Genomic DNA, 19,193 nt, shown 5'->3' on the forward strand with positions numbered 1-19,193 from the left:
GGCGTGCCGTCTCCCGCATGCACGCCACGGCGATCACGCCGACGACGGATCATCGACGGCGCCCGGCATGTACGGGAGGCCGCACTTCTCGCACAAGTGGCTTACCAGCGGGGCCGGTTCGAGCGGATCGGTTGTCGGCAGGTCGCCCGGTCCGGCCGAGCAGTCCGGCTCGTCAGGGCAGCGGTGGGGCGTCGAGAGGGCGCCCGCCGTCCCGAACAGGTCGGCTGGGCATGAACTGCGGCGCCGCCTCACCGTCCGCGGCTGTGGCGGGGGCGTCGGTCAACCGCATGCGCTCCCGCAGGCGCCCGTAGAAGTTGGCGGGATTGAGCCTGACCAGACGCAAGGGCTCGGGCGCCGCCGTCACCCCGATCCAGTCGCCGGGGTCGAGGATGCCTCGCGGCTGCCCGTCCACACTCATCGCGGCCCGCCCGGAGTGGGGCAGCACACGAAGGACGACCGGTTCGTCGGCGCTCGCGACCACGGTGCGGTTGAACGTCATGTGCGGGGCGACGGGGGTGAAGATCACCGCTCGCATCCGGGGCGACAGCACCGGTCCGCCGGCGGCGAAGCTGTAGGCGGTCGAACCCGTCGGGGTCGCGATGATGACGCCGTCCGCCGAGTACGAAGCCAGCAGCCGGCCTGCGATGTAGACGCCCAGACCGACCTGGCGGTCCCGTGCCAGTTTCTCCACCACGACGTCGTTGAGGGCGGTGACGTCCAGCGCGATGCCCCGGCCTTCCTCCAGCGCGGGGTGCGACTGCGGTGGTGGCGGCGGAAGGGCGGGCCCGCGGCCGTAGCAGAGGAACTGCTCCAGGTCCGTGGGCATCTCCAGCAGTCTCGACGCCCGCACGGTGAGGGTCATGCGTTCCTCGCACTCGGACTGCCCTGCGTGCACGGCCTCCAGTGCCCGCTCGACGTCGGTGACCGCGGTCTCCGTCAGAAATCCGACCTTGCCGAGGTCGACGCCGAGGACCTTGCTGTTCTCCTTCGCGGCGATGCGGGCGCCGCGAAGGAAGGTGCCGTCTCCGCCGAGGGTCACGATGAGGTCGGGGCTGCCCGCGGCCCGCACCTCGTCTCGCCCGCTGCGCCGGCTTCCCTGGCCCTGCCACACGTCGATGTCCGCGCAGCCGATGCCGTACCGCGCGCACCACTCACGCACGGTCTGTGCTCCCGAGACGGCCTCGGGACGACCTCCGTGCACGACGAGTCCCAACCGGCTGATCGGCATGTCATCTCCCACGGTGCCGTCGGGCCTGCGGCCTGTATGTCATCGTCACAGCTTCCGCGGGGCCCTGCCACAAGGCCGATGGCACGGGAGCGGCTCCACACCCCGCGATCCGCCGCCGGCCCGCTCAGTGGGAGCTTGGACTCCCGACTCGCCGCTCGACCGGCAACGCCGGCTGCCTCGGTCGCCATGTCCTCCGTGGGCGCCCGCAGCGGCGGTCAGCCTCCGGTGTGTGTCACATCCTCATCCTGTCGGTCGACGCGATGGGCTGCCCCGACCGGTTGGCCCTCAGCAGGGTGAGTCCCAGCGGAGTGAGAACGTGCAGCACGGTGTTCCGATCACGGACCGAAGCGGCCAGCTCCCCCTCCCGAAGGATCCTGACGTGTTCACTGGCTGTCGCGGCGGTCACGCCGGCCCGTCGGGCCGCCTCGCTGGTGGTGCACCCGTCCTCCAGGGCGCGGAGTACGGCGGCCCGCCCGTGGCCGAGAAGTTGTTCGAGCGTCGTACGGGTCTCGCCGCCGGCCGGCTGTGGCGACCACCAGTGCGGCCGGCTCGTCCTGAAGGTCGCCGGCAACTGGTCCGGCAATCTGGGCGTCGGCTCCATCTTCAACAACGGTGTCGCCTTTCCGGGCGCCGACCACGTCGACGTGACGTCGTACCTCGGCGGGCAGCCGTCGACCGACTGCTTCCACTACAACCCCGGCCCCGGCCGCTACAAGGCCGACGCCGAGACGGGACTCACCATCACCCGTGTCGTCTGGCGCGGCGAGTGCTGAGCCACTGACACATCAGACACAGCAGAGGTGCGGGCCGGCGTGGGCCACCGGTCCGGCCCGCACCGCCATTCCCGGCGGGGTGTGGGACGGCCCGATCGGTGCCCTGTCCGACGTCCCGGTGTCGTCCTGACGGAGGACGATGGCCTTGCAGACCGAGCGCTTCGGCCGGCCCAGCGCCCGTCTGTCCTTGACGTATGGCAGCCCGCCCCGGAAAGTCCCCGGCGGCTGCTCTCCTCGGGGCCGCGGCCGCGGCCGGGAACGCCCTGACGGCCGCCCACTGAAGTCCGCGACGGCACGTTCGCCGACCACGGCTTCGCGGCCTCCCTCGCCTCCTGGCAGAACCACGGCTTCGCCCTGGCCGGAGTGACCGCGGTGCTCCTCCTGGGCAACGCCCTCCAGGTGGGCCCACTGGCCGCATCTCAGCCCGCGCTGACCACCGGCGAGGCGACGGTGAGCCTGGCACCGGGCATCGCCCTGCTCGACGAGGAGATCCGCACGGATTGGTGGCTGGCGCCCATGATGCTGGGTGCGCTGCCGATCGTCACGGGTGTGCTGGTGCTGAGCCGAGCGCTACAGGCTCTCGCCGAGCTCGCACGGTGAAGCCACGGGCTGCCTTCCGGCCGACGTGGTGCCGATACGCTGACGTCTGCGTGATCATCGGACAGTGCCCGTAGCGAGGAGACACGTGAGCAGGTGGCCGGCCGCCCTGGACCAGTGCGGCATCAGTGATCCGTCTCTGCGCAGGGACTACAGCTCGCAACGCACGATGGTTCGCCGGTTCGCGCCGGCTGAGTACCTTGCGGTTCGGCTGCTGCTCCCCGCACGGCTCCACCCCTCCGTCGTAGCGGCTGTCGCCTTCATGCACGAGACGGACAACCGCATCGACACAGGGGAGAGCGACGCTCGGCCGGCGGCTCTCCGCTCCTGGGATCGGAAGGTCACGGCCGCTGTCGAGTGTCGCGGCAGCGTGGAGCAGCCCATGCTGAGGGCCCTTGCGGACACCGCGCGTCGGCATCCGTTCATGGCGGCGCGTGTGCGGGACTTCCTCGACGGGGCGTCGGTTGAGGTCGCCTGGAACGGCTTCGAGACGGAGAACGACTTCCAGGCGTATGTCGACGGTTACTCGTTGCCTGCCCTCATGCTCACGGCTTCGCTGCTCGAACCGCCGTCCCAGGCGGACGCGTTGAAGTTCCAGGACGGCTGCCGGACTTTGATCGAGGCGATGCAGCGCATCGATTTCCTGGCGGACCTGGCCGAGGACGCCGCTGAGGGACGTGTCGGCATACCCCGTGACGCACTGGCCCGGTTCGGTCTTGGCACCGAAGACCTGGCGCGCGGCACAGGCGACCACTTGCCGGCCGTCGACCGCCTGGTCATCGCCCAGGCGCGCCTTGCCGGCACGGCGCTGGATTCCTGCGGAGACCTGCCGCATCTCGTCGAGCCCGAGCTTCGGCCGTTCCTCGACACCCTTGTCGCGGTGCAACGCCTGCGCCTGCAGGACGTGGAGCGCAAAGGGAGCGCGCTGCTGGCGCACGGTGCGCGTCCGGACGTTTCGGCGACCGTACGGCTCCTGGGGCGCCAGTACCTCATCGCGCGCAGTCGGCAGCGTCACTCCGGGGAGAGCACCGGCGTTCGGCGGTAGCCGCAACTCGACGCTGCCGTGGGCGGCCACCTGCCCGATTTCCGCAGTTCGCGAGGCCTGCCTCCGGAAGGTGCACCGAAGAAGCGGTCCGGCGTCCCGGGAGCGGAGGGGCCCCTGAAGACGCCCCGACAAAGACGGCTGCTCCAGGAAGGCCGCGGCCTCAGCGTTCCCCGGTCAGACCTGCAAAGGTCAGTCCGATGAGTGCGCGATCCGCCCCGTCGGCCAGCAGCGCATGCAGGAGCAACCGTGCCTTCGGTGCGTCGAGGGCACCGGCCGAGATGAGGCCTCGACCGAGAAGGTCGAACTCCGATCCAGGCCCTCGGTACGTCGTACTCAGGATGGATCCGGCGCCGGTGCGGGAGGCCAGGACCACCGGCATGCGCGTGGCCAGGTCCTCCAGTGACGGGACGAGCCACCCGGGCACATGTCCCGCCCCGAAGGCCGCCACCACAAGCCCGTCGAAACGGTCGTCCACGGCGTCGAGGAGTTCTCCTTGATCGCCCATTGACAGCGTGACCAGGGCGACCCGCACCGCCCGGTTGATGCGCAGAGGGCTTGGGACGGTGGGCGCCGGGGGTTGGAGCAGGATGCGGGGTCGGCCCTCCACCACGGTTCCGAGCGGACCGGCGCCGGGCGAGGCGAAGGTGGCGATCGACGTCGTGTGTGTCTTGCGGACGTATCGTGCGGCGTGGATCTCGTCCGCCATCACCACGACGGCACCTGCGTCACGGAACCTCGGATCGCCGGCCACGGCGATGGCCGAGGCCAGGTTCGCGGCACCGTCCGCCCCTGGTGCGTCGGGGCGCCGCATGGCACCGGTGACCACGAGGGGCTCGCGATGCGTGCACAACAGGTCGAGGAGGAAGGCGGATTCCTCGATCGTGTCCGTGCCCTGTACGACGACTGCACCTGATCCAAGGACTCCGGCCGCGTCGATCAGCTCGGCGAGTTCCGCGAGGTCGTCCACGGTCAGTGCCGAGCTGGGGAGCCGCCGGAAGTCCCGCAGACGTACGTCGACGTCAGCGGCGACGGTCAGGTCCGCCAGCACCTGGGCACCGGTCAGCCGACCGGCGCCTCCCTGAGCGGCGGAGATCGTCCCGCCCAGCGTGAATACGGTCACGATCTTCGCCATTCGCACTCCATGTCCCGGCGCACCGATCACGGCAGCCTGCCACCCACCGGTTCACCCGTCGACCGGCACACGCACCCGACGCCCTGCGGCCAGGGCCGCGAAGTCCTGCCCCTGGGAAGTGGAGGGCGGGCCCGAGCCGACTGCACCGGACCGATCGCCCCGAACCGGCCGACCCGGTCCGGCCGGGCACGCGGAAACAAATCCGAATTCCCGGTCGCGGCCGAGACAAACAAAGGGGAATTCGGTGCGTGAGGCGCTTTCCCCGGGGAACTTGAAGCGGCGGAGGTGCATAAAGAATGATTCCCTTGCTTCTGGTTCTGTTGCTCGCCCTGGTTCTTTTCGGTGCCGGTTTCGCGCTCAAGGCGCTCTGGTGGATCGCGGTCATCGTTTCGGTGCTGTGGCTGCTGGGATTCCTGGTCCGGCCCGCGGGGCACGGCGGTCGTAAGGGCCGCTGGTATCGCTGGTAGGTGCGGCGACAGGAGAGCGGGCCCCGCGGGCGCAGAGCCGGCGGGGCCCGCTCGTCCACCACCAAGCCTCCTGGCCCGTTCACCTGTTCCGACCGCCACGGGACACTGGAGTTCTACGGCCGGTGTCGTGCCGCGCCGCAGTCGACCGGGAGGAGGGCCGCACGGTGGTGAGACTCATTCCATCCGGCGGGTCCGGACTGCGAGAGCAATTGAGCCGTGGCCTTTTCGCCCGCGTCGCCGGCCCGGACGGACGGCGCAATCGCGCCCGTATCCATGGCACCCCTGGTCCGCGTTGGTTCGGGCCCGAGCGCCCCATCCGGCGGGTACACGCGGACGCCTCGATGTTCATCGGTGGACTGTCCGCGTTGCTGCTGCAGTCCCTGCACCCGCAGGCCATGGCTGCCGTTGCGGCGCACTCCGGCTACCGCGGAGATCCTTGGGGCCGGCTGCACCGCACGAGCACGTTCCTTGCCACGACCACCTTCGGCACCGCCGCGCACGCGGAGCAGGCGTGTGAGCAGGTCCGGTCGGTGCACGAACGCATTCGCGGGCTCACCGTCGACGGCGACGAGTACCACGCCGCCGATCCGCATCTGCTCGGCTGGGTGCACGCCGCCGAGATCGACAGCTTCCTCCGGGCGCACCAGCTCTACGGAACGAATCCTCTGTCCGAGGAAGGTTGCGACGGATACATCGCCGACACCGCCCGTATCGCCCGCGAGTTGGGCGTGCTCGATCCGCCGCGCGACCGCGCGGAACTCGCCCGGCTGCTCGCCGCCTACCGCCCGGAGCTTCGGGCCACCGCACAGGCGCGGGAGGCCGCTCGCTTTCTGCTTCTGAATCCGCCCGTCCCGCTGGCCGCTCGGCTTCCCTACGGGGTCCTGGCCGCCAACGCCGTCTCCCTTCTGCCCACTTGGGCCGCCCGGGAACTCGGCCTGCCCAGGCTGACGGTCGTCGACGAGTGGTGCGTCAGGCCGCTGGGACTCGCCGTCACGTCCGCGGTGCGCTGGGTGATGGCGCCGTCACGGCCCGCAACCATGTCCACCACGAGGTGAGTGCAGGAGGTCCCGCCCTTGTTCGAAACTTCGCGGCCAGGCAGAGCGACGTCGGTGAGGCACCGGTGTTCGTCCGCTACGGCTGCAAGGGCCCGCCGCGCAGTGGCGGCACTGGTTCTTCTTCGCCCAGCCGGAGATACCCGAACGAGTCATCAACGCCGACCCGGACAGCTGGTACCACGGCGATCCGCAGAGCATGGGGCAGGAGAACTACGCCGAGTGGCGCGCGGCCACGCGAAATCCCGGCGTGGCGCGGGCGATGCCGGAAGACCACCGGGCGGGACTCACCCTGCGGGCACGGGGAGAGGCTGTGCGGACGGGACCGCGGTTGGAACGAGTGGGTCATCACTTGCTCGCGCGTCGACGTACTGGCCCCGGGCGACGATGCCGTCGCCGTCCCGAGGGAGAGCTGGTCGGCTTTTGTCCCGGGGAGACTCAGGTTCGAATCCAGTCCTCGTCGCCTGTTCACATACTTCCCAGAAGCCCCGACATACGGATTGCTCCGGGCCCGCAGACATGTGTTCCGTAGCATCACTACGACATGGATGTGTGGCAGCAAGGTCTGCATCTCGCACGGCAGCATGCGGAACAGCACACACACGTTAGATTTCGCATACGCCGTGGGCTCGTTGTCGACCGAGCACGGCATTCAGAAAGAGGTGTGAGCATCGTGTCCGAAAACGCTACCGGGATCACCGGATTGACTTCGCAGTACAGTGCGCAGGTCACCGGCGACCTTGAACGCAACCTCAAGGAGCAGGAACGCCTTGACGCTGAAATCCAGGCGCTGCAGGCGCAGTTGGCCTCCCTTCAGCACGATCACAGCATTCTGCTGAACATCCAGCAGGCTCTGGGCATCCCGGCGGCGCCCGCCGCCACCGAAGCCGTCGCAACGGTGCCCGCCCCCCGCAAGAAGGCTGCGCGCGCAACGGGCGAGGGCAAGCAGACCAAGGCCAAGAGGCCCACGGCACCCGCCAAGAAGCGAACTGCGGAGAAGAGCGCCGCCAGGACTACGGCCGCACGGTCTGCCCCCACGCTCGTCGAGCTGGTCGGCGAACACCTGGCGAGCCAGACCGAGCCACGTTCCGCCGCCGAGATCACCACCGCGCTCGCACAGCAGCACCCCGAGCGCGCCATCAAGGCCACCGTCGTGCGCACCACACTCGAAGGCCTGGTGGCCAAGAACCATGCCCAGCGCACCAAACAGGGCAGGTCCGTCTTCTACACGACCCCGGACGACGCCGAGTCGGCCGCACAGGACGAGCAGAGTCCCGAGCAGTCCGCCTGATCACCCTTCGTCGACGGCTGCGGTCCCCCAACCGCGGCAGGTCGGCAGTTCGGCCACCCGCACGGTTCCGTGGGGGTGATCCCGCGACTCCCTGTGCGGCCTATGCGGCCTATGCGGCGAAACCGATGTTCGTGACGTACTCGTACTGGCCCCACTGCGAGCCGAGGTCGACAGCGACGTCGTTCACCCAGGCATCGTCCAGGGCCTGCTCGTCCTCGTCGGCCCAGGCCTGCACGATGCGGTCCCAGTGGCGCACGTCGAGCGTGCGGTACTCCACTGCGCGCCGGCGGGGACGGTCGACCTGGGACTGGTCGAGCGGGTGGAACTCGACCCTGGGTCCCCCCGGCCCTCACGGTTGAGGCGGGTGAGCAGATGGCGGGCGACGTTGTGCCGACGCACCGCCCGGTAGGCGGTCTCGACGGCGCCGGCTGTGGCGTCGGCGTGCTCGGCCCCATGGTCACCGCATCCCGTGGCGAGGGGCATCACACGCCATCGTGGGAGTGCTGCCTGCCCAGGGCTGGGCACCGGGTGGTCGCACATCGGCGCGAGCCGACGCTGCGGGCTCAGCCTCCGTGGCTGAGCGCGGGGAGGCGGGGCCTGGCGGCCCTGCGTGGACGTCGTCACCGCATCGTCATCGACCCGGCAGCCCGCAGATGCGAGATGCCGTACCGCTCAGGCCGTCCCAGCGGGCTGCCGCGAGGACCGCGGCCGCAGCGCCGGTTCCGAGTACGGCGCCGGCGATCACGTCGCCCGGATAGTGCACCCCGGTGTGGACGCGGGAGTAGCCCACGGCGCAGGCCAGCAGGCCGAGCGGCACGGTGGCGGCCGGGAACGCGGGGCCCACGGCCGCGGCGAAGGCGACTGCCGAAGCCGTGTGGCCCGAGGGGAACGAGGCGGATTTCGGCATGGGCACGTGCCGTCCCGGGAACGGCGAGTCCTCGGCGCGGTGCGGGCGTCGTCGTCGGACGAGGCGCTTGCCGAGCAGGTTGGCCGTCGCCGAGGCGACGCCGATCGCCGCGAGGCCGAGAGCGGCGGCGCGGCGTGATCGGCCGGGGCACACTGCGAGGGCTCCGGCGACCGCGAACGAGATCTTGGAGTGGTCCGCCGCCGCGGACAGCCGACGCAGGGCGGAATCCAGCGCGGGTGTGCTGGTGACCGTCACGGACTCGTAGAGCGCCTGGTCGAGGGCGGCGAGATCACGCAACAGGCCCCGCGGAAGCCGCTGTCCCCGCGGTTCCTGCTGCCCCCGCAGTTCCCGCTGTTCCCGTGGCGGGCGGTCAGTCATCGCTCTGCTCCCTGATCTTCTCGCGTGGGTCGGGGGTGCGGGCGAACGCGAGCCGGACGATGCGCCGCCAGTCGACGGACGGTGCGACGTACGGGGCGCCGGGACGATGTCTGGGGACCCGCATCCGCAGGGCGCCCGGCCGCACGGTGCAGACGACGGGCGAGGGCAGGGTGAGCGCCTCACCGTCGACGGCCACCGGAATGAGCTGCTCGTCGGACTCGACCACCACGCGACGGGACGTCAGTGAGGTGATGCCGCTCGCCCGTTCCCCGAGCAGTGCCAGTTCGGCTGCCTGTGCCGCGCCGACGACCCGGACCGCGATCACGCCGAGCGTGCCCGTGTCGAGCCGTGACCTGCGTCCGCCACCCAGCGGATCGGCCCGTGCGTAGGGGTTGTTGCTCACCAGCAGGGTCTGCGGGGCCTCCAGACGCTCCTCGTCTGCCTGTGCGTTCAGGGGGGCGCCCGCCTCGCCCGCCAGCAGGCCCGGCAGCTGATCGAGTGCCGTTGCCGCTTTGGCGTCGCGGTATTCGGGGCTCTGCACAATCTCCGCGTACGCCCCGAACGAAGCCGTGTTGACGAAGGGCAGGCCTCCCACGTCGCCCAGGTCGACGCGGAGTTCCACTCCGTCCGTGAGGGCGTCGAGACTGCTCGCCGGGTCGTCACGGTCGAGGCCGAGGTCCATGGCGAAGTGGTTGCGTGTTCCGGCGGCCACGACCATGAACGGCAGTCCGTGCTCGGCGGCCACTTTCGCCACCAGGGCCTGGGTGCCGTCGCCACCGGCGACACCGAGCAGGTCCGCGCCCTCGGCCACGGCCTGCCGGGCCAGCGCCACCGGGTCGGGATGGGCGTCCAGATCGAGCAGGATCACCCGGGCGCCCAGTTCCTCGGCCCGCTCCACCAGCCCGTACCGGCCGACCTTTCCGCCCCCCGATCGCGGATTCATGATCAGTACGGCGTGGCGGGGCGGCCGGGCGGAGTGGGAGCGCATGTGCTGCGGCGTACGCAGTCTGCGCAGTGCACTCCTGGCGCAGGCCAGCGCGGTCGTCCATGCCGCGAGCGCTGTCACGGCCACCACCCACAGACCCGACGCCGCGTACAGCACCAGGACACCGACGGGTGCGGCGATCGCGAGCAGTGCGCCGAGGAGCCGGGCGGTTCCGCGATGCGCCAGCGCCCACCAGATGCCCGCGCCGGCCACGGCGAGTCCGGCGAGACCGAGCAGAAGGATCAGCCACTGGCCGGCGCCCGCCACCACCGCCGCGACTGCTCCGGCAACACAGAGCAGGGCGAGTCGCGCGAGCGCTCGCGCCGCAGCCACACCTCGGCCGGAGCCGTCGGGCTCCGTCTCACTCGTCGTTCCGGTCGCGTTCAATGTCACTTCCCGGTCACCACTGGATCGCACAGTCATCATCGCACTGCGTGATCCATATGCCCGGAGCAGTGCCCGTCATGTCCGGATCCTCGCCGCAGCGTCCTTGCCGGGAGGTCTGTGCGGGTCTCCCCGGCATCGCCCGTTCCAGTCTGCCGTTGAGGTCATGAAACCGGCAGCCGGCTACTCCGTCCCGAACCCGCGGGTCCGGTTCCAGTGGAGGGTGGCGTCCCGCGCGAAGACGACCCGACTTCCGTCGTCGGAGACGGAGACCCGCTCCCAGCCGTCGAAGTCCTTCTTGATGTTGACGTCCCACGTGGTCAGGCTGCCGGTGCCGACGGCCGCGATGGACTCGGTCGGGGGCTCGCCGTCGTAGCAGTAGGCGCCGAAGTCCGCGATCGCCGCGACGGTTCCTGCGCTGGTCCGCAGTTCGATGCCCTGGCACGCGTCGGTCCTGGTGCGGCGGATGACCGTCGGTTTCGTCCAGGCCTTCGCCCGGGGACTGTAGTGCTGCTCGACGAGCCCCTTGCCCCGGCGGTAGTGCATGGCCACCCGGCGGCCGTCATCGAGTTCGACCTGGGCGTTGTACGGGCTCGGACTGCCGCTCCAGGGAAGGTCGCTCTGCTGCAGTGGGAAGGCGTACACCCCGGAGTTCGGGGAGTCCGAGGAGCCCGGGGAGGCCCCTCCGGAGGGGGCTCGGGCCGCCGAGTCCTGGTGACCGCACGCCACCATGGTCACAAACGCCAGCATTCCCGCCCAAGCCCAAGTCAGAGCCCGGGCACCAGGTTTACGCATGCCTGCCTCCCGTTGCCTCGCCGCAGCATAGGCGTCCGGTGGGAGGCGGGCGCGCCGTCAGGGCCGGACCAACAGGGCCCCGCCACGTGTGCGTATGCCCGACTTCGCGCCAACTCCCAGGCCCGGCGCCCCCGTTCGGGATCGAAAACCACTGCGTTCGACGCGGCACCCCGTCATACGCTGGCGTCCGCTGTCTGCCGAGGGAGGATGCATGGGGATCCGGAGCCTGACCCGTATCGAAGCCGAGCGCCGGGCTGCGCTGTTGACCGTCGAACGGTACGAGGTGGACATCGACCTCACGGCCCTGCCGGACGGGCCCGAGGTCCGCTGCGTCTCCACTGTGACCTTCACCTGCCGCGAGCCGGGCGCGCAGACCTTCGTGGACTGCGCGGCGCAGGTGCGCACCGCCACGCTGAACGGCATCGCGGTCGCTGCCACCGATGACGGCCGTATCCCGCTGTCCGGCCTGGCCGAGCATAATGTGCTGCGCGTGGAGAGCGTCCAGGCCGACACGGCCACGGGTGAGGGCGTGCACAAGGCGACCGACCCCGCGGACGGCGAGGTGTACGTGTGGATGAGCTTCGAGCCGGACGAGGCCCGGTTCGTGTGGGCGTGCTTCGACCAGCCCGACCTCAAGGCCCCGCACGCCTTCACCGTCACGGCCCCGGCCGCATGGACCGTCACCAGCAACTCGGGCGGGGCGAAGGTCGAGGAACTGGCGCAGGCCCGCCGCTGGGTCTTCCCGGACACGCCTCCCCTGTCCGTGTACAACACCGTCATCAACGCGGGCCCACTCCACGAGATCCGCCACGAGATCGACGGCCACGACCTGGGGCTGTTCGCCCGTCGCTCCCTCGCCGAGGTCCTCGAACGCGACGCCGACGAGATCTTCACCCTCACCCGGCAGGGTCTCGCCTTCTTCGGCGAGGTCTTCGCGATGCCGTTCCCGCAGCGCAAGTACGACCAGGTGTTCATGCCCGAGTTCGGCGGGGCGATGGAGAACTACGGCTGTGTGTCCTGGTCGGACGGGTTCCTGCGACGGGCGGATCCGACGCCCGCCGAGCGGGAGTTGTTCGCCAAGGTGCTGCTGCACGAGATGGCGCACATGTGGTTCGGCAACATCGTCACCATGCGCTGGTGGGACGACCTGTGGCTGAACGAGGCGTTCGCCGAGTTCGCCTGCCACTGGGCCGCGGAGCGCGCCACGCGGTACACCGACGCCTGGGCCGGCCACCTGGTGGGCGACAAACTGAAGGCGTACGTGGCCGACCAGGGCCCGGTCTCCCACCCCATCCACCAGCCCATCCACGATGTCGCCCAAGCCGCGTCGATCTTCGACAACATCACCTATCCCAAGGGCGCCTCCGTCCTCCAGCAGCTCATGACCTACGTCGGTGAGGAGCACTTCAGGGCGGGCATGGCCGGCTACTTCGCCCGCCATGCCTGGGGCAACACCACGCTGCAGGACCTCATCGACGCACTGGCCGAGGCCTGCGGGCGTGACCTGGACGCCTGGCGCACGGCCTGGCTCGCAACGGCCGGCACCGACCGATTCTCGCTGGAGCGTGCCGGCGATACCGTCACCCTGGTCACCGCCGGCGCCCCCCGCCCGCAGGTGCTGGCGGTGGGCGCGTACAGCAAGGACGGCGAAGAGGGCGGGGCGCTGAAGCGTACGGAGCTGGTGCGGGTCGAGGTGACGCAGCCACGTACCGTCGTTCCCGGACTTCCGCCCGCGGCCGACCTCCTGCTCATCAACGACGACGACCTCACCTTCGCCACGACCCGCCCGGATCCCACGGCGAGGGACACCTTCTTCCGTGCGGCTCCGCGCCTGCCCACGGCCATCTCCCGGGGCGTGGCCGTTGCCACCGTGTGGGACATGCTGACGACTGGTGAGGCCACGGCTGCGGAGGCCGGGCAGTGCATCACCGCGGTCCTTGCGGTCGAGACGTCCGACGCCGTGATCGAGCCGTGTCTGACCCTCGCCGCGACCGTCGCCGAGCTGTGGGCTGCGCCGGGCGAGCGCGGCGACCTGACAGCGGCGGTGGCCCGAGTCTGTCGGGACCTCGCGTCGGAACCCGGCCGCCGTCAGGTCGCGCTGCGTGGTCTGGCCCGTACCGCGACGACCGCGGACGACCTGGCCTGGCTGCGTGAACGGGCGGGCGACGACGTGGACCTGCACTGGCGTGCGCTGGTCCGCGAGGCGGAACTGGGAGGGGACGTCTCGTCCGAGGCCGCCCTGCTGCTGGAACGCGACCCGGATCCGGACGCCTGGGTCCGCGCTCTCACCGTACGAGCCGCTCTGCCCGATGCCGCCACGAAGGCGGAGGTCTGGCAGCGGTTCGCTGTCGACCGCGCTGTTCCGCTCCACGCGGTCGGCCAGGTGGCGGAGGCCTTCTGGCGCCCCGCGCAGGACGTCCTCCTGGCCCCCTACGCCCAGCACTACCTGGACGTGGTCCCCCACCTGCACCAGGGCGGCATGATCCCGGCGATGGTCTTCACGAACCATCTCTTCCCGCCGTACGCCATCGATCCTGCCTACATCGAAACCGCCCGGCTCACGGCCGACAAGGCGGCCCCGGTGGTCCGCAACACACTCCTCGAACGCTCGGACTCGGTCCGCCGCATGCTCCACGCCCGCAACGGCGGGAGCTGAACCGACGCGGGTCGTACCCGGCGCAGGTCTCTGTGGAGCGAGGGCGGTGGGCCGATGTGGCGCCCACCGCCCTCGTCGCCTGTATCACCGTCGGTCCGTGCGCAGGACTCACCGATAGCAGGTCGTCACGCCCGGGTGCCAGCGGCAGGCGATCCCTGCGAAACCGCCGTTGGCCACGACGTCGACGGCCAGCGTGTCGCCGCCGCGCAGCACCTGCCGCACCTGGACGAGGCCGTCCGCGCCGTCCCGGATCGTCTCGACCAGCCACCGTCCGGATCCGACGGCGAACGGTACCTCGGCCGTGCGGGCGGCGCCGGCATACACCCCGCCCAGGAACCAGCGGTCGCCGCTGCGGCGGGCAAGGACCGCTTCCTGGCCCGGTTGTCCGGCGAGCAGCCGGGTGTCGTCCCAGGCGGCGGGGACCTGGTCGAAGTAGGCCCGGGCGAGCGGCCGCGCGTCGTACGACTCGGGGGTGCCCGCGAACATCTGCAGGCCCGATTCGTACGCGACGGTGAGCCCGACCTCGGCCGCGTCCGAGTTGGGGCGCAGACCGACGCGCTGGAAGGCGCCGGGGGTGAAGTCCATCGAGCCGATGACATTGCGGGTGAAGGGCAGGGTGGTGAGGTGGGCGGCGGTGTTGGTGCGCTTCTCCTCGCCGCCGACGCTCTCCAGGCTCATGACCTGCGGCCAGGTGCGCTGGATGCCCTTGGGGATCGTGGAGCCGTGGAAATCGACCATCAGGTGGTGGGCGGCGGTCTCCGGGAGGATGGCGTCGTACCACTGGAGCATGGACTGTGCCTCGGAGTTCATGAAGTCGATCTTGACGCCCCTGACGCCCCAGCGCTCCAGGGTGGGCAGCCACTGGGCGCGTTCCTCGGGCGTGTCGAGGTCGCGCTGGTGGATCCAGACGACGATGCCGACGCCCTTGGCCCGCGCGTAGTCGACGAGTTGGGGCATCCAGCTGTCGCTCTGCCAGTTCGGGTCGGTGGTGTCCCACGCGTCGGTCTTGAAGTACCAGCCGGCGTCGACGGCCTCGTAGGGCCAGTGGCGCTCGGCGGCATAGTCGACGTAGGCCTTCTGGGCGGCGAGGCTCTGGCCTGCCTCCTTGCCGCCGGCGAGCCAGGTCCACAGGACCGTGCCGGGCCTGATCCAGGAGGAGTCGGCGACGTTGGAGGCGGGAGCGAGGTCGTCGGTGAAGGTGGAGCGGGTGACGGTGGCGAGGTCGCCGGTGACCATGGCCCGCCAGGGGGTGGTGAGGGGGCCGTCGGTGTGGACGCGGTCGTCGGCGAGCTTGATGCGGTAGGTGCCGGTGCCCTGGTCGTGGGCGAGGCGGGCACCGGAGTACCGGCCGGTGAGGTCGGATTCGGCGAGCAGGGTGTAGCCACCGTCGGTCGCGAAGAGCGCCTGGTCGGAGTAGTCGCCGGTGGGGGCGCTCGCAGCGGTGTACCGGGCGAACGGGCCCTCGTTGTCCACGCGGTAGGTGCTCAGCCAGGCGCTCGCGTCCGGTGGCAGGCGGAAAGCTGACGTCTCGCCGAGGACGTCGCCGTGCGCGGCGGGCAGGACGTAGCGGTAGGCGACACCGTCGGCGGAGGCGCGGACGACGAGGTCGAGGCGGGCGCCGGTGGCGGTGGCGAAGGACAGGCGGGACTCGTTCATCAGGACCCGGCGTTCCAGCCGCTTGCCGGACTTCGTGCGGTACCGCTCGCTGACCGGCCGGTCCGCCCGGTGCAGGAAGTGCAAGTCGTGGGAGAAGTCGGTCTGTTCGGTGACTATGCCCACGGGCGACGGCTCGATGACCGTCCTGCCGGCACGGGAGACGGACAGGCTCAGCGTGCCGGTGGTGGCGTCCAGGGACACCTTCGCGCGTGGTTCGTGCGCCGCCGCGGCGTGTGCGGGGCCCGTCACCGCCCAGACGTGCGGCTGGGCGCCGGCGTCCTGGTCGGCCCGGGCGGGCGCGGTCGTGCAGAGCGCGGCGGCCAGTCCGGCGCACAGCGCGGCGACCGCGGCTCTGATCGGAACCGGCGAGTGCTTTCCCGGCTGCGAGGTCATCGGCGTCCTCCAGACCTGATGGATCCCCGATACATCGGGTGTCTTGAAGAACGTAGGTACGCTTCGTGAACCTGTCAACAACCTCAACAATTACCAGAGCGAGTCATAACTAGCTGAACTCGACTACTTGACGCACAAGTTGGCACAACGTGCCCACATCAACAACCTGGACCGCAGCACTTGACTCATCCGATGTATTGCGGTTGCCGCGGGCGTACGGCGCGCTACGACAGCACGGTGCTCAGCCCGAACGCGTACGCCGGCCATGTCCGGGAACACGTGGTCAGTCGGCGAGCTTCTTGCGCAGCTTCGGCTTCGACGCGTCGGCCCACGCGCTCGGCAGTTCCCGTTCGCGGCCGGCGGCCGTGGCCTGCTCGTGGCCGTACAGCAGGCCCCAGGTGAAACCTCCTTCTCCTGCCGTGTGCGCGGCAACGGCCAGGTCGCGCAGGGCGTCCCGTGCCACGACGCTGTCCTGATGGTCCCCGAGGACCTTCTGAACGCCCTTGACCCGCTTGCCGAGCCGCTTGGCGGGCTTGCCGAGTGAGGCGCGCGCCGGTTCGGTGGCGTACCGCGTCTTCTTGGCGGCCTTGCGGGCCTGGTGGAGGGCCGCGTCGCGGTCTGTTCCCGGGGACAGCTCCAGCGCGTGCGTGATCCGGCCGGACAGCCGCTCGTATTCCTTGAGGACCGCCTTGGCCATCACCTTGCGCGGCTCGCGGCCGGCCTTCCGACGCAGCGGAGGCTGCTCGGTGAGCAGCGTCAGGGACTCCAGGAGAGCCAGGTGACGGGGCGAGTGCAGGGCATCGAGGGTGCGCCCACGGGCCTTCGCCGTCCGGGCGACGTTCCACACCTGCAAGCGGGCGTCGACGGGTCCCAGGACCAGTTCCGGAGGCAGGCCGTCGATGTGCGAGCCGAGCCGGTCCATGAGGACCTCCTGGTCGCGCGCCGCGCCCAGTTCGCCGCCGAGCCACTTCAGTTCCTCGCGGATCGGATCGGTGACCTCGCGGTCCAGTACGGAGCGGTAGGACCGCAGCGTGCTGCGCAGCCGACGGCACGTGACGCGCATCTTGTGCACGGCATCGGGCAGGTCTCGGCGCACCGCCGGATCGAGGTCGACGAGGGCGCGGACCTGCTCGTCCACATACGTCAGGAACTCCTCGCCGGCCGAACCCGGGGTGACGGCCTCGGCGCGTGTGTCCGGCAGGCGGGCCGCGCCGACTCCCGTCTCCTCCAGAGCGCGGGCCAGCTTGGACGGGCCGGCCGCACGGCCGATGCCGCTCTTGCTCAGGGTCTTGTCCACGACGTCGAGGAGTGAGGGGTCGGCGTCGTCGGCGAGCTCGACCTCCATCTCGGTCCATTCGGCCAGGGTGGTCGTGGCCGACGAGGGCTCGGCTCGAACCCTGTCGACGGTCAGCTCCGCGAGGACCGCGCCGTCGGAATCGACGAGGTGCCGCGTGCCGCGGGTGGAGTGGATCCGCACGACCGGCCTCAGCTCCGCCCCTCGGGTACGAGAAAGCGCCAGGTCCCGCAGAGGGTCCGGAATCGTGTCGGACAGGGGGGCCTGGATCTCCTCCCGGCTGTCACCGGACCCGGGAAGTTTGAGGTGCCAGCCGGCGTCGGATCCGCCGGTCCTTCGCCGCAGTGTGGCCGATGCGCCCGCCAGGCGCAGGTCCTCGGTGTCGTAGTAGACGGCGTCCAGCTCGTCAGTGCCCTCTTCTTGAACCGACGCGATGCCGCCCACACCGGTCAGCTCCGCCAGCCACGAGGTGTCACCGGTCGGCGGGGCTTCGTACTTTCGTTCTGTCTCCATCTTCGTGTGGGCCATGTATAACGCGTACACGCCTCAGCGCGACTCAAACGCGCATGGGCAGGTCTGCCACCAGGTTCGCTGCGCTGTTGATCTTCCGGACTGCTTCTGACCCGCCCCGCGCTCCGCCGGACCGGTCGGACCGCGTCGTCCTACGCCACGCGGTCCGACCGGTCCGGCGGGCGCACCATGAACACGTCGATCGGATCCTGGGTTTCGACGACGAAGCCGTGGCGCTCGTAGAGGCGGCGGGCGGCGCTGCCCTGCAGGACGTTCAAGGCCACGGTCATGCCCTGCGCGTCCGTCCGCTCCAGCACCGTGCGCAGGACGGCGGCACCCAGGCCTCGGTTCTGGCAGTGCGGGGCGAGGTAGAAGTGCTCCAGCCACCGGCGGCCTCGGGCAGGCCGGACCGTGACGCATCCCGCGAGTTCACCCTCGACCGTGATGATCGAGGTGTGCCGCGGGGAGAAGGAGTCCCGCAGCCGCTGCCGTACACGGTCCTCGTCGTAACGCCCGAGGCGTTCCAGGTCGGCGCGCATGACCGTGGCCCGCAACTCCGCGACGACCTCGATGTCCGCCGTCACCGCAGGGCGCAGCGCCCAGCCCACGGCGGGTGCCGACGCGCTCCGTACAGGCGACGCCGCGTCGGACTCCCCGCCGTTCCCCGTCAACTCAGCATCCACAGCCGGAGTATCCCAGTACGCCGGGACCGGCGTTCACGCAGGTCGGCGGCGGGAAGGTTCAACCGGTGGCGAACTTGCGCAACACGTCCAAGGCGCCGTTGAACTTGTCGCGGTCGCCCACAGTCGCCCCGGACGAGGTGTACTGCCACATCGTGTACGTCTTCCAGCCTGCCGGCAGCGCCCCCACCGACGACGCGTACCGGGCGACCCAGAGGGGGTTGGTGGCACCGAAGCCGCTGTAGCTGCCGGTGCAACTGTCCCACCAGGCCGTGGCCGTGTAGATGACGGCGTCGCGATGCGTGCGGTCCTTGTAGCGCTTCAGGAAGTCGCGGATCCAGGTGACCATGGCGCTGGTGGACTTGCCGTAGCAGGCGTCACCGTAGGGGTTCCACTCGATGTCGAGGACGCCGGGCAGTGTCAGGCCGTCGGCGGACCAGCCCCCGCCGTGGTCGACGAAGTAGTCGGCCTGTGCGGTGCCGCTGCCGGAGTCCGGCGCCGCGAAGTGGTACGCCCCGCGGATCATGCCGATGTCGTAGGCGCCGTCGTACTGCTGGGCGAAGTAGGGGTTCCGGTAGGACGCGCCCTCCGTGGCCTTGCTGTAGGCCCATCTGACGCCGCCGCTCCACAGAGTGGCCCAGGCGACATCGCCCTGGTAGCTGGCGACGTCCACGCCCTCGGTCTGAGTGGCCTTGACGGTCGGCGCTATGACGGACGGGGCCGTGACGGTCGGGGCCGTGACGTCGGGCGGGTCACTGGCCGTGTCGTGGGCTCTGACGCCCATGCCCATGTAGGCGCTGCCGCGTACAGGGCCGGGGACGGGGACGGGCTCGGCCGCCGCGGGTGCGGCCTGCAGTCCGGACAGAGTGAGGAAAAGGCCGGCCAGTGCCGCGATGAGACGCAGGCACGAGCGGCCGTACTGGGAGATTATGGATCTTCGCACGCAGTCCATCTGACCCCGAGGAGCGCC

General features: G+C 70.5%; 17 protein-coding genes and 2 pseudogenes. 8 read left to right on the forward strand and 11 right to left on the reverse strand.

Annotation, left to right across the window (positions count from 1 at the left end; genetic code table 11):
• Positions 1–172: 172 nt before the first annotated feature.
• Together ACYUED_RS00705 and ACYUED_RS00710 are read right to left on the reverse strand one after the other, a co-directional pair.
• A complete protein-coding gene (locus tag ACYUED_RS00705) occupies positions 173–1,228 on the reverse strand; it encodes an NAD(+)/NADH kinase (RefSeq protein WP_491290382.1) in 1,056 nt (351 codons plus the stop codon).
• A 232-nt stretch (positions 1,229–1,460) separates the two neighbouring features.
• Positions 1,461–1,679 (reverse strand): winged helix-turn-helix domain-containing protein, encoded by a 219-nt coding sequence (locus ACYUED_RS00710; protein ID WP_491294758.1) that lies wholly within the window; start codon positions 1,677–1,679, stop codon positions 1,461–1,463.
• On the opposite strand from ACYUED_RS00710, the gene ACYUED_RS00715 reads away from it, so the two are divergent.
• From ACYUED_RS00715 to ACYUED_RS00725, 3 genes are all read left to right on the forward strand, one after another.
• On the forward strand, positions 1,663–2,001 hold the full coding sequence (locus ACYUED_RS00715; protein WP_491290383.1) for a hypothetical protein: 339 nt from the start codon (positions 1,663–1,665) through the stop codon (positions 1,999–2,001). The two genes, ACYUED_RS00710 and ACYUED_RS00715, sit on opposite strands and share 17 nt — an antisense overlap.
• A gap of 363 nt (positions 2,002–2,364) precedes the next feature.
• Positions 2,365–2,601 (forward strand): hypothetical protein, encoded by a 237-nt coding sequence (locus tag ACYUED_RS00720; protein ID WP_491290384.1) that lies wholly within the window; start codon positions 2,365–2,367, stop codon positions 2,599–2,601.
• Positions 2,602–2,686: 85 nt separating this feature from the next.
• The gene (locus ACYUED_RS00725; protein WP_491290385.1) at positions 2,687–3,643 is read left to right on the forward strand and encodes a phytoene/squalene synthase family protein; all 957 of its coding nucleotides are present in this window, start codon (positions 2,687–2,689) and stop codon (positions 3,641–3,643) included.
• Between the two features lie 160 nt (positions 3,644–3,803).
• On the opposite strand, the gene ACYUED_RS00730 is transcribed toward ACYUED_RS00725, so the two are convergent.
• Positions 3,804–4,775 (reverse strand): asparaginase, encoded by a 972-nt coding sequence (locus tag ACYUED_RS00730; RefSeq protein WP_491290386.1) that lies wholly within the window; start codon positions 4,773–4,775, stop codon positions 3,804–3,806.
• Between the two features lie 296 nt (positions 4,776–5,071).
• On the opposite strand from ACYUED_RS00730, the gene ACYUED_RS00735 reads away from it, so the two are divergent.
• From ACYUED_RS00735 to ACYUED_RS00750, 4 genes and pseudogenes are all read left to right on the forward strand, one after another.
• On the forward strand, positions 5,072–5,242 hold the full coding sequence (locus tag ACYUED_RS00735) for a hydrophobic protein (protein ID WP_491290387.1): 171 nt from the start codon (positions 5,072–5,074) through the stop codon (positions 5,240–5,242).
• Positions 5,243–5,409: 167 nt separating this feature from the next.
• Positions 5,410–6,297, forward strand: coding sequence for an oxygenase MpaB family protein (locus ACYUED_RS00740; protein ID WP_491290388.1), 888 nt, complete (start codon positions 5,410–5,412; stop codon positions 6,295–6,297).
• 94 nt (positions 6,298–6,391) lie between these two features.
• A pseudogene (locus ACYUED_RS00745) lies at positions 6,392–6,604 on the forward strand (alpha/beta hydrolase); the annotation flags it as partial.
• Positions 6,605–6,967: 363 nt separating this feature from the next.
• Positions 6,968–7,585, forward strand: a complete 618-nt coding sequence (locus ACYUED_RS00750) for a hypothetical protein (RefSeq protein WP_491290389.1) — start codon at positions 6,968–6,970, stop codon at positions 7,583–7,585.
• 109 nt (positions 7,586–7,694) lie between these two features.
• Here the strand turns inward: ACYUED_RS00750 and ACYUED_RS00755 are convergent.
• The 4 genes and pseudogenes from ACYUED_RS00755 to ACYUED_RS00770 all read right to left on the reverse strand — a co-directional run.
• Positions 7,695–8,005 (reverse strand): annotated as a pseudogene (locus ACYUED_RS00755) (transcriptional regulator); the annotation flags it as partial.
• Positions 8,006–8,216: 211 nt separating this feature from the next.
• Positions 8,217–8,870 carry a phosphatase PAP2 family protein gene (locus ACYUED_RS00760; RefSeq protein ID WP_491290390.1) on the reverse strand — a complete coding sequence of 218 codons (654 nt, stop codon included), beginning with the start codon at positions 8,868–8,870 and terminating at the stop codon, positions 8,217–8,219.
• Entirely contained in the window at positions 8,863–10,242 is a 1,380-nt protein-coding gene (locus ACYUED_RS00765; protein ID WP_491294760.1) for a diacylglycerol/lipid kinase family protein, read from the reverse strand. Before ACYUED_RS00765 ends, ACYUED_RS00760 begins: the two co-directional genes overlap by 8 nt.
• A gap of 180 nt (positions 10,243–10,422) precedes the next feature.
• Positions 10,423–10,971, reverse strand: coding sequence for a hypothetical protein (locus tag ACYUED_RS00770; RefSeq protein ID WP_491294762.1), 549 nt, complete (start codon positions 10,969–10,971; stop codon positions 10,423–10,425).
• A gap of 274 nt (positions 10,972–11,245) precedes the next feature.
• On the opposite strand from ACYUED_RS00770, the gene pepN reads away from it, so the two are divergent.
• Positions 11,246–13,690: an aminopeptidase N gene (gene pepN, locus ACYUED_RS00775; protein ID WP_491290391.1), complete on the forward strand. Its 2,445-nt coding sequence runs from the start codon at positions 11,246–11,248 to the stop codon at positions 13,688–13,690.
• Between the two features lie 108 nt (positions 13,691–13,798).
• Here the strand turns inward: pepN and ACYUED_RS00780 are convergent, their stop codons facing one another.
• From ACYUED_RS00780 to ACYUED_RS00795, 4 genes are all read right to left on the reverse strand, one after another.
• A complete protein-coding gene (locus tag ACYUED_RS00780) occupies positions 13,799–15,739 on the reverse strand; it encodes a glycoside hydrolase family 97 protein (RefSeq protein WP_491290392.1) in 1,941 nt (646 codons plus the stop codon).
• A 283-nt stretch (positions 15,740–16,022) separates the two neighbouring features.
• Entirely contained in the window at positions 16,023–17,561 is a 1,539-nt protein-coding gene (locus tag ACYUED_RS00785; protein WP_491290393.1) for a CYTH and CHAD domain-containing protein, read from the reverse strand.
• 134 nt (positions 17,562–17,695) lie between these two features.
• Positions 17,696–18,151 carry a GNAT family N-acetyltransferase gene (locus ACYUED_RS00790; protein ID WP_491294764.1) on the reverse strand — a complete coding sequence of 152 codons (456 nt, stop codon included), beginning with the start codon at positions 18,149–18,151 and terminating at the stop codon, positions 17,696–17,698.
• 133 nt (positions 18,152–18,284) lie between these two features.
• Positions 18,285–19,175 (reverse strand): lysozyme, encoded by an 891-nt coding sequence (locus tag ACYUED_RS00795; protein WP_491290394.1) that lies wholly within the window; start codon positions 19,173–19,175, stop codon positions 18,285–18,287.
• Positions 19,176–19,193: the final 18 nt, after the last annotated feature.

This window comes from Streptomyces sp. DF42, assembly GCF_058267695.1.

Excerpts from the sequence above, each read along its gene's own strand:
- ACYUED_RS00705 (WP_491290382.1), bottom strand. The coding sequence starts at position 1,228 with ATGCCGATCAGCCGGTTGGGACTCGTCGTGCACGGAGGTCGTCCCGAG.
- ACYUED_RS00730 (WP_491290386.1), bottom strand. The coding sequence starts at position 4,775 with ATGGCGAAGATCGTGACCGTATTCACGCTGGGCGGGACGATCTCCGCC.
- ACYUED_RS00735 (WP_491290387.1), top strand. The coding sequence starts at position 5,072 with ATGATTCCCTTGCTTCTGGTTCTGTTGCTCGCCCTGGTTCTTTTCGGT.
- ACYUED_RS00760 (WP_491290390.1), bottom strand. The coding sequence starts at position 8,870 with ATGACTGACCGCCCGCCACGGGAACAGCGGGAACTGCGGGGGCAGCAG.
- ACYUED_RS00770 (WP_491294762.1), bottom strand. The coding sequence starts at position 10,971 with ATGGTGGCGTGCGGTCACCAGGACTCGGCGGCCCGAGCCCCCTCCGGA.
- pepN (WP_491290391.1), top strand. The coding sequence starts at position 11,246 with ATGGGGATCCGGAGCCTGACCCGTATCGAAGCCGAGCGCCGGGCTGCG.
- ACYUED_RS00780 (WP_491290392.1), bottom strand. The coding sequence starts at position 15,739 with ATGACCTCGCAGCCGGGAAAGCACTCGCCGGTTCCGATCAGAGCCGCG.
- ACYUED_RS00785 (WP_491290393.1), bottom strand. The coding sequence starts at position 17,561 with ATGGCCCACACGAAGATGGAGACAGAACGAAAGTACGAAGCCCCGCCG.
- ACYUED_RS00795 (WP_491290394.1), bottom strand. The coding sequence starts at position 19,175 with ATGGACTGCGTGCGAAGATCCATAATCTCCCAGTACGGCCGCTCGTGC.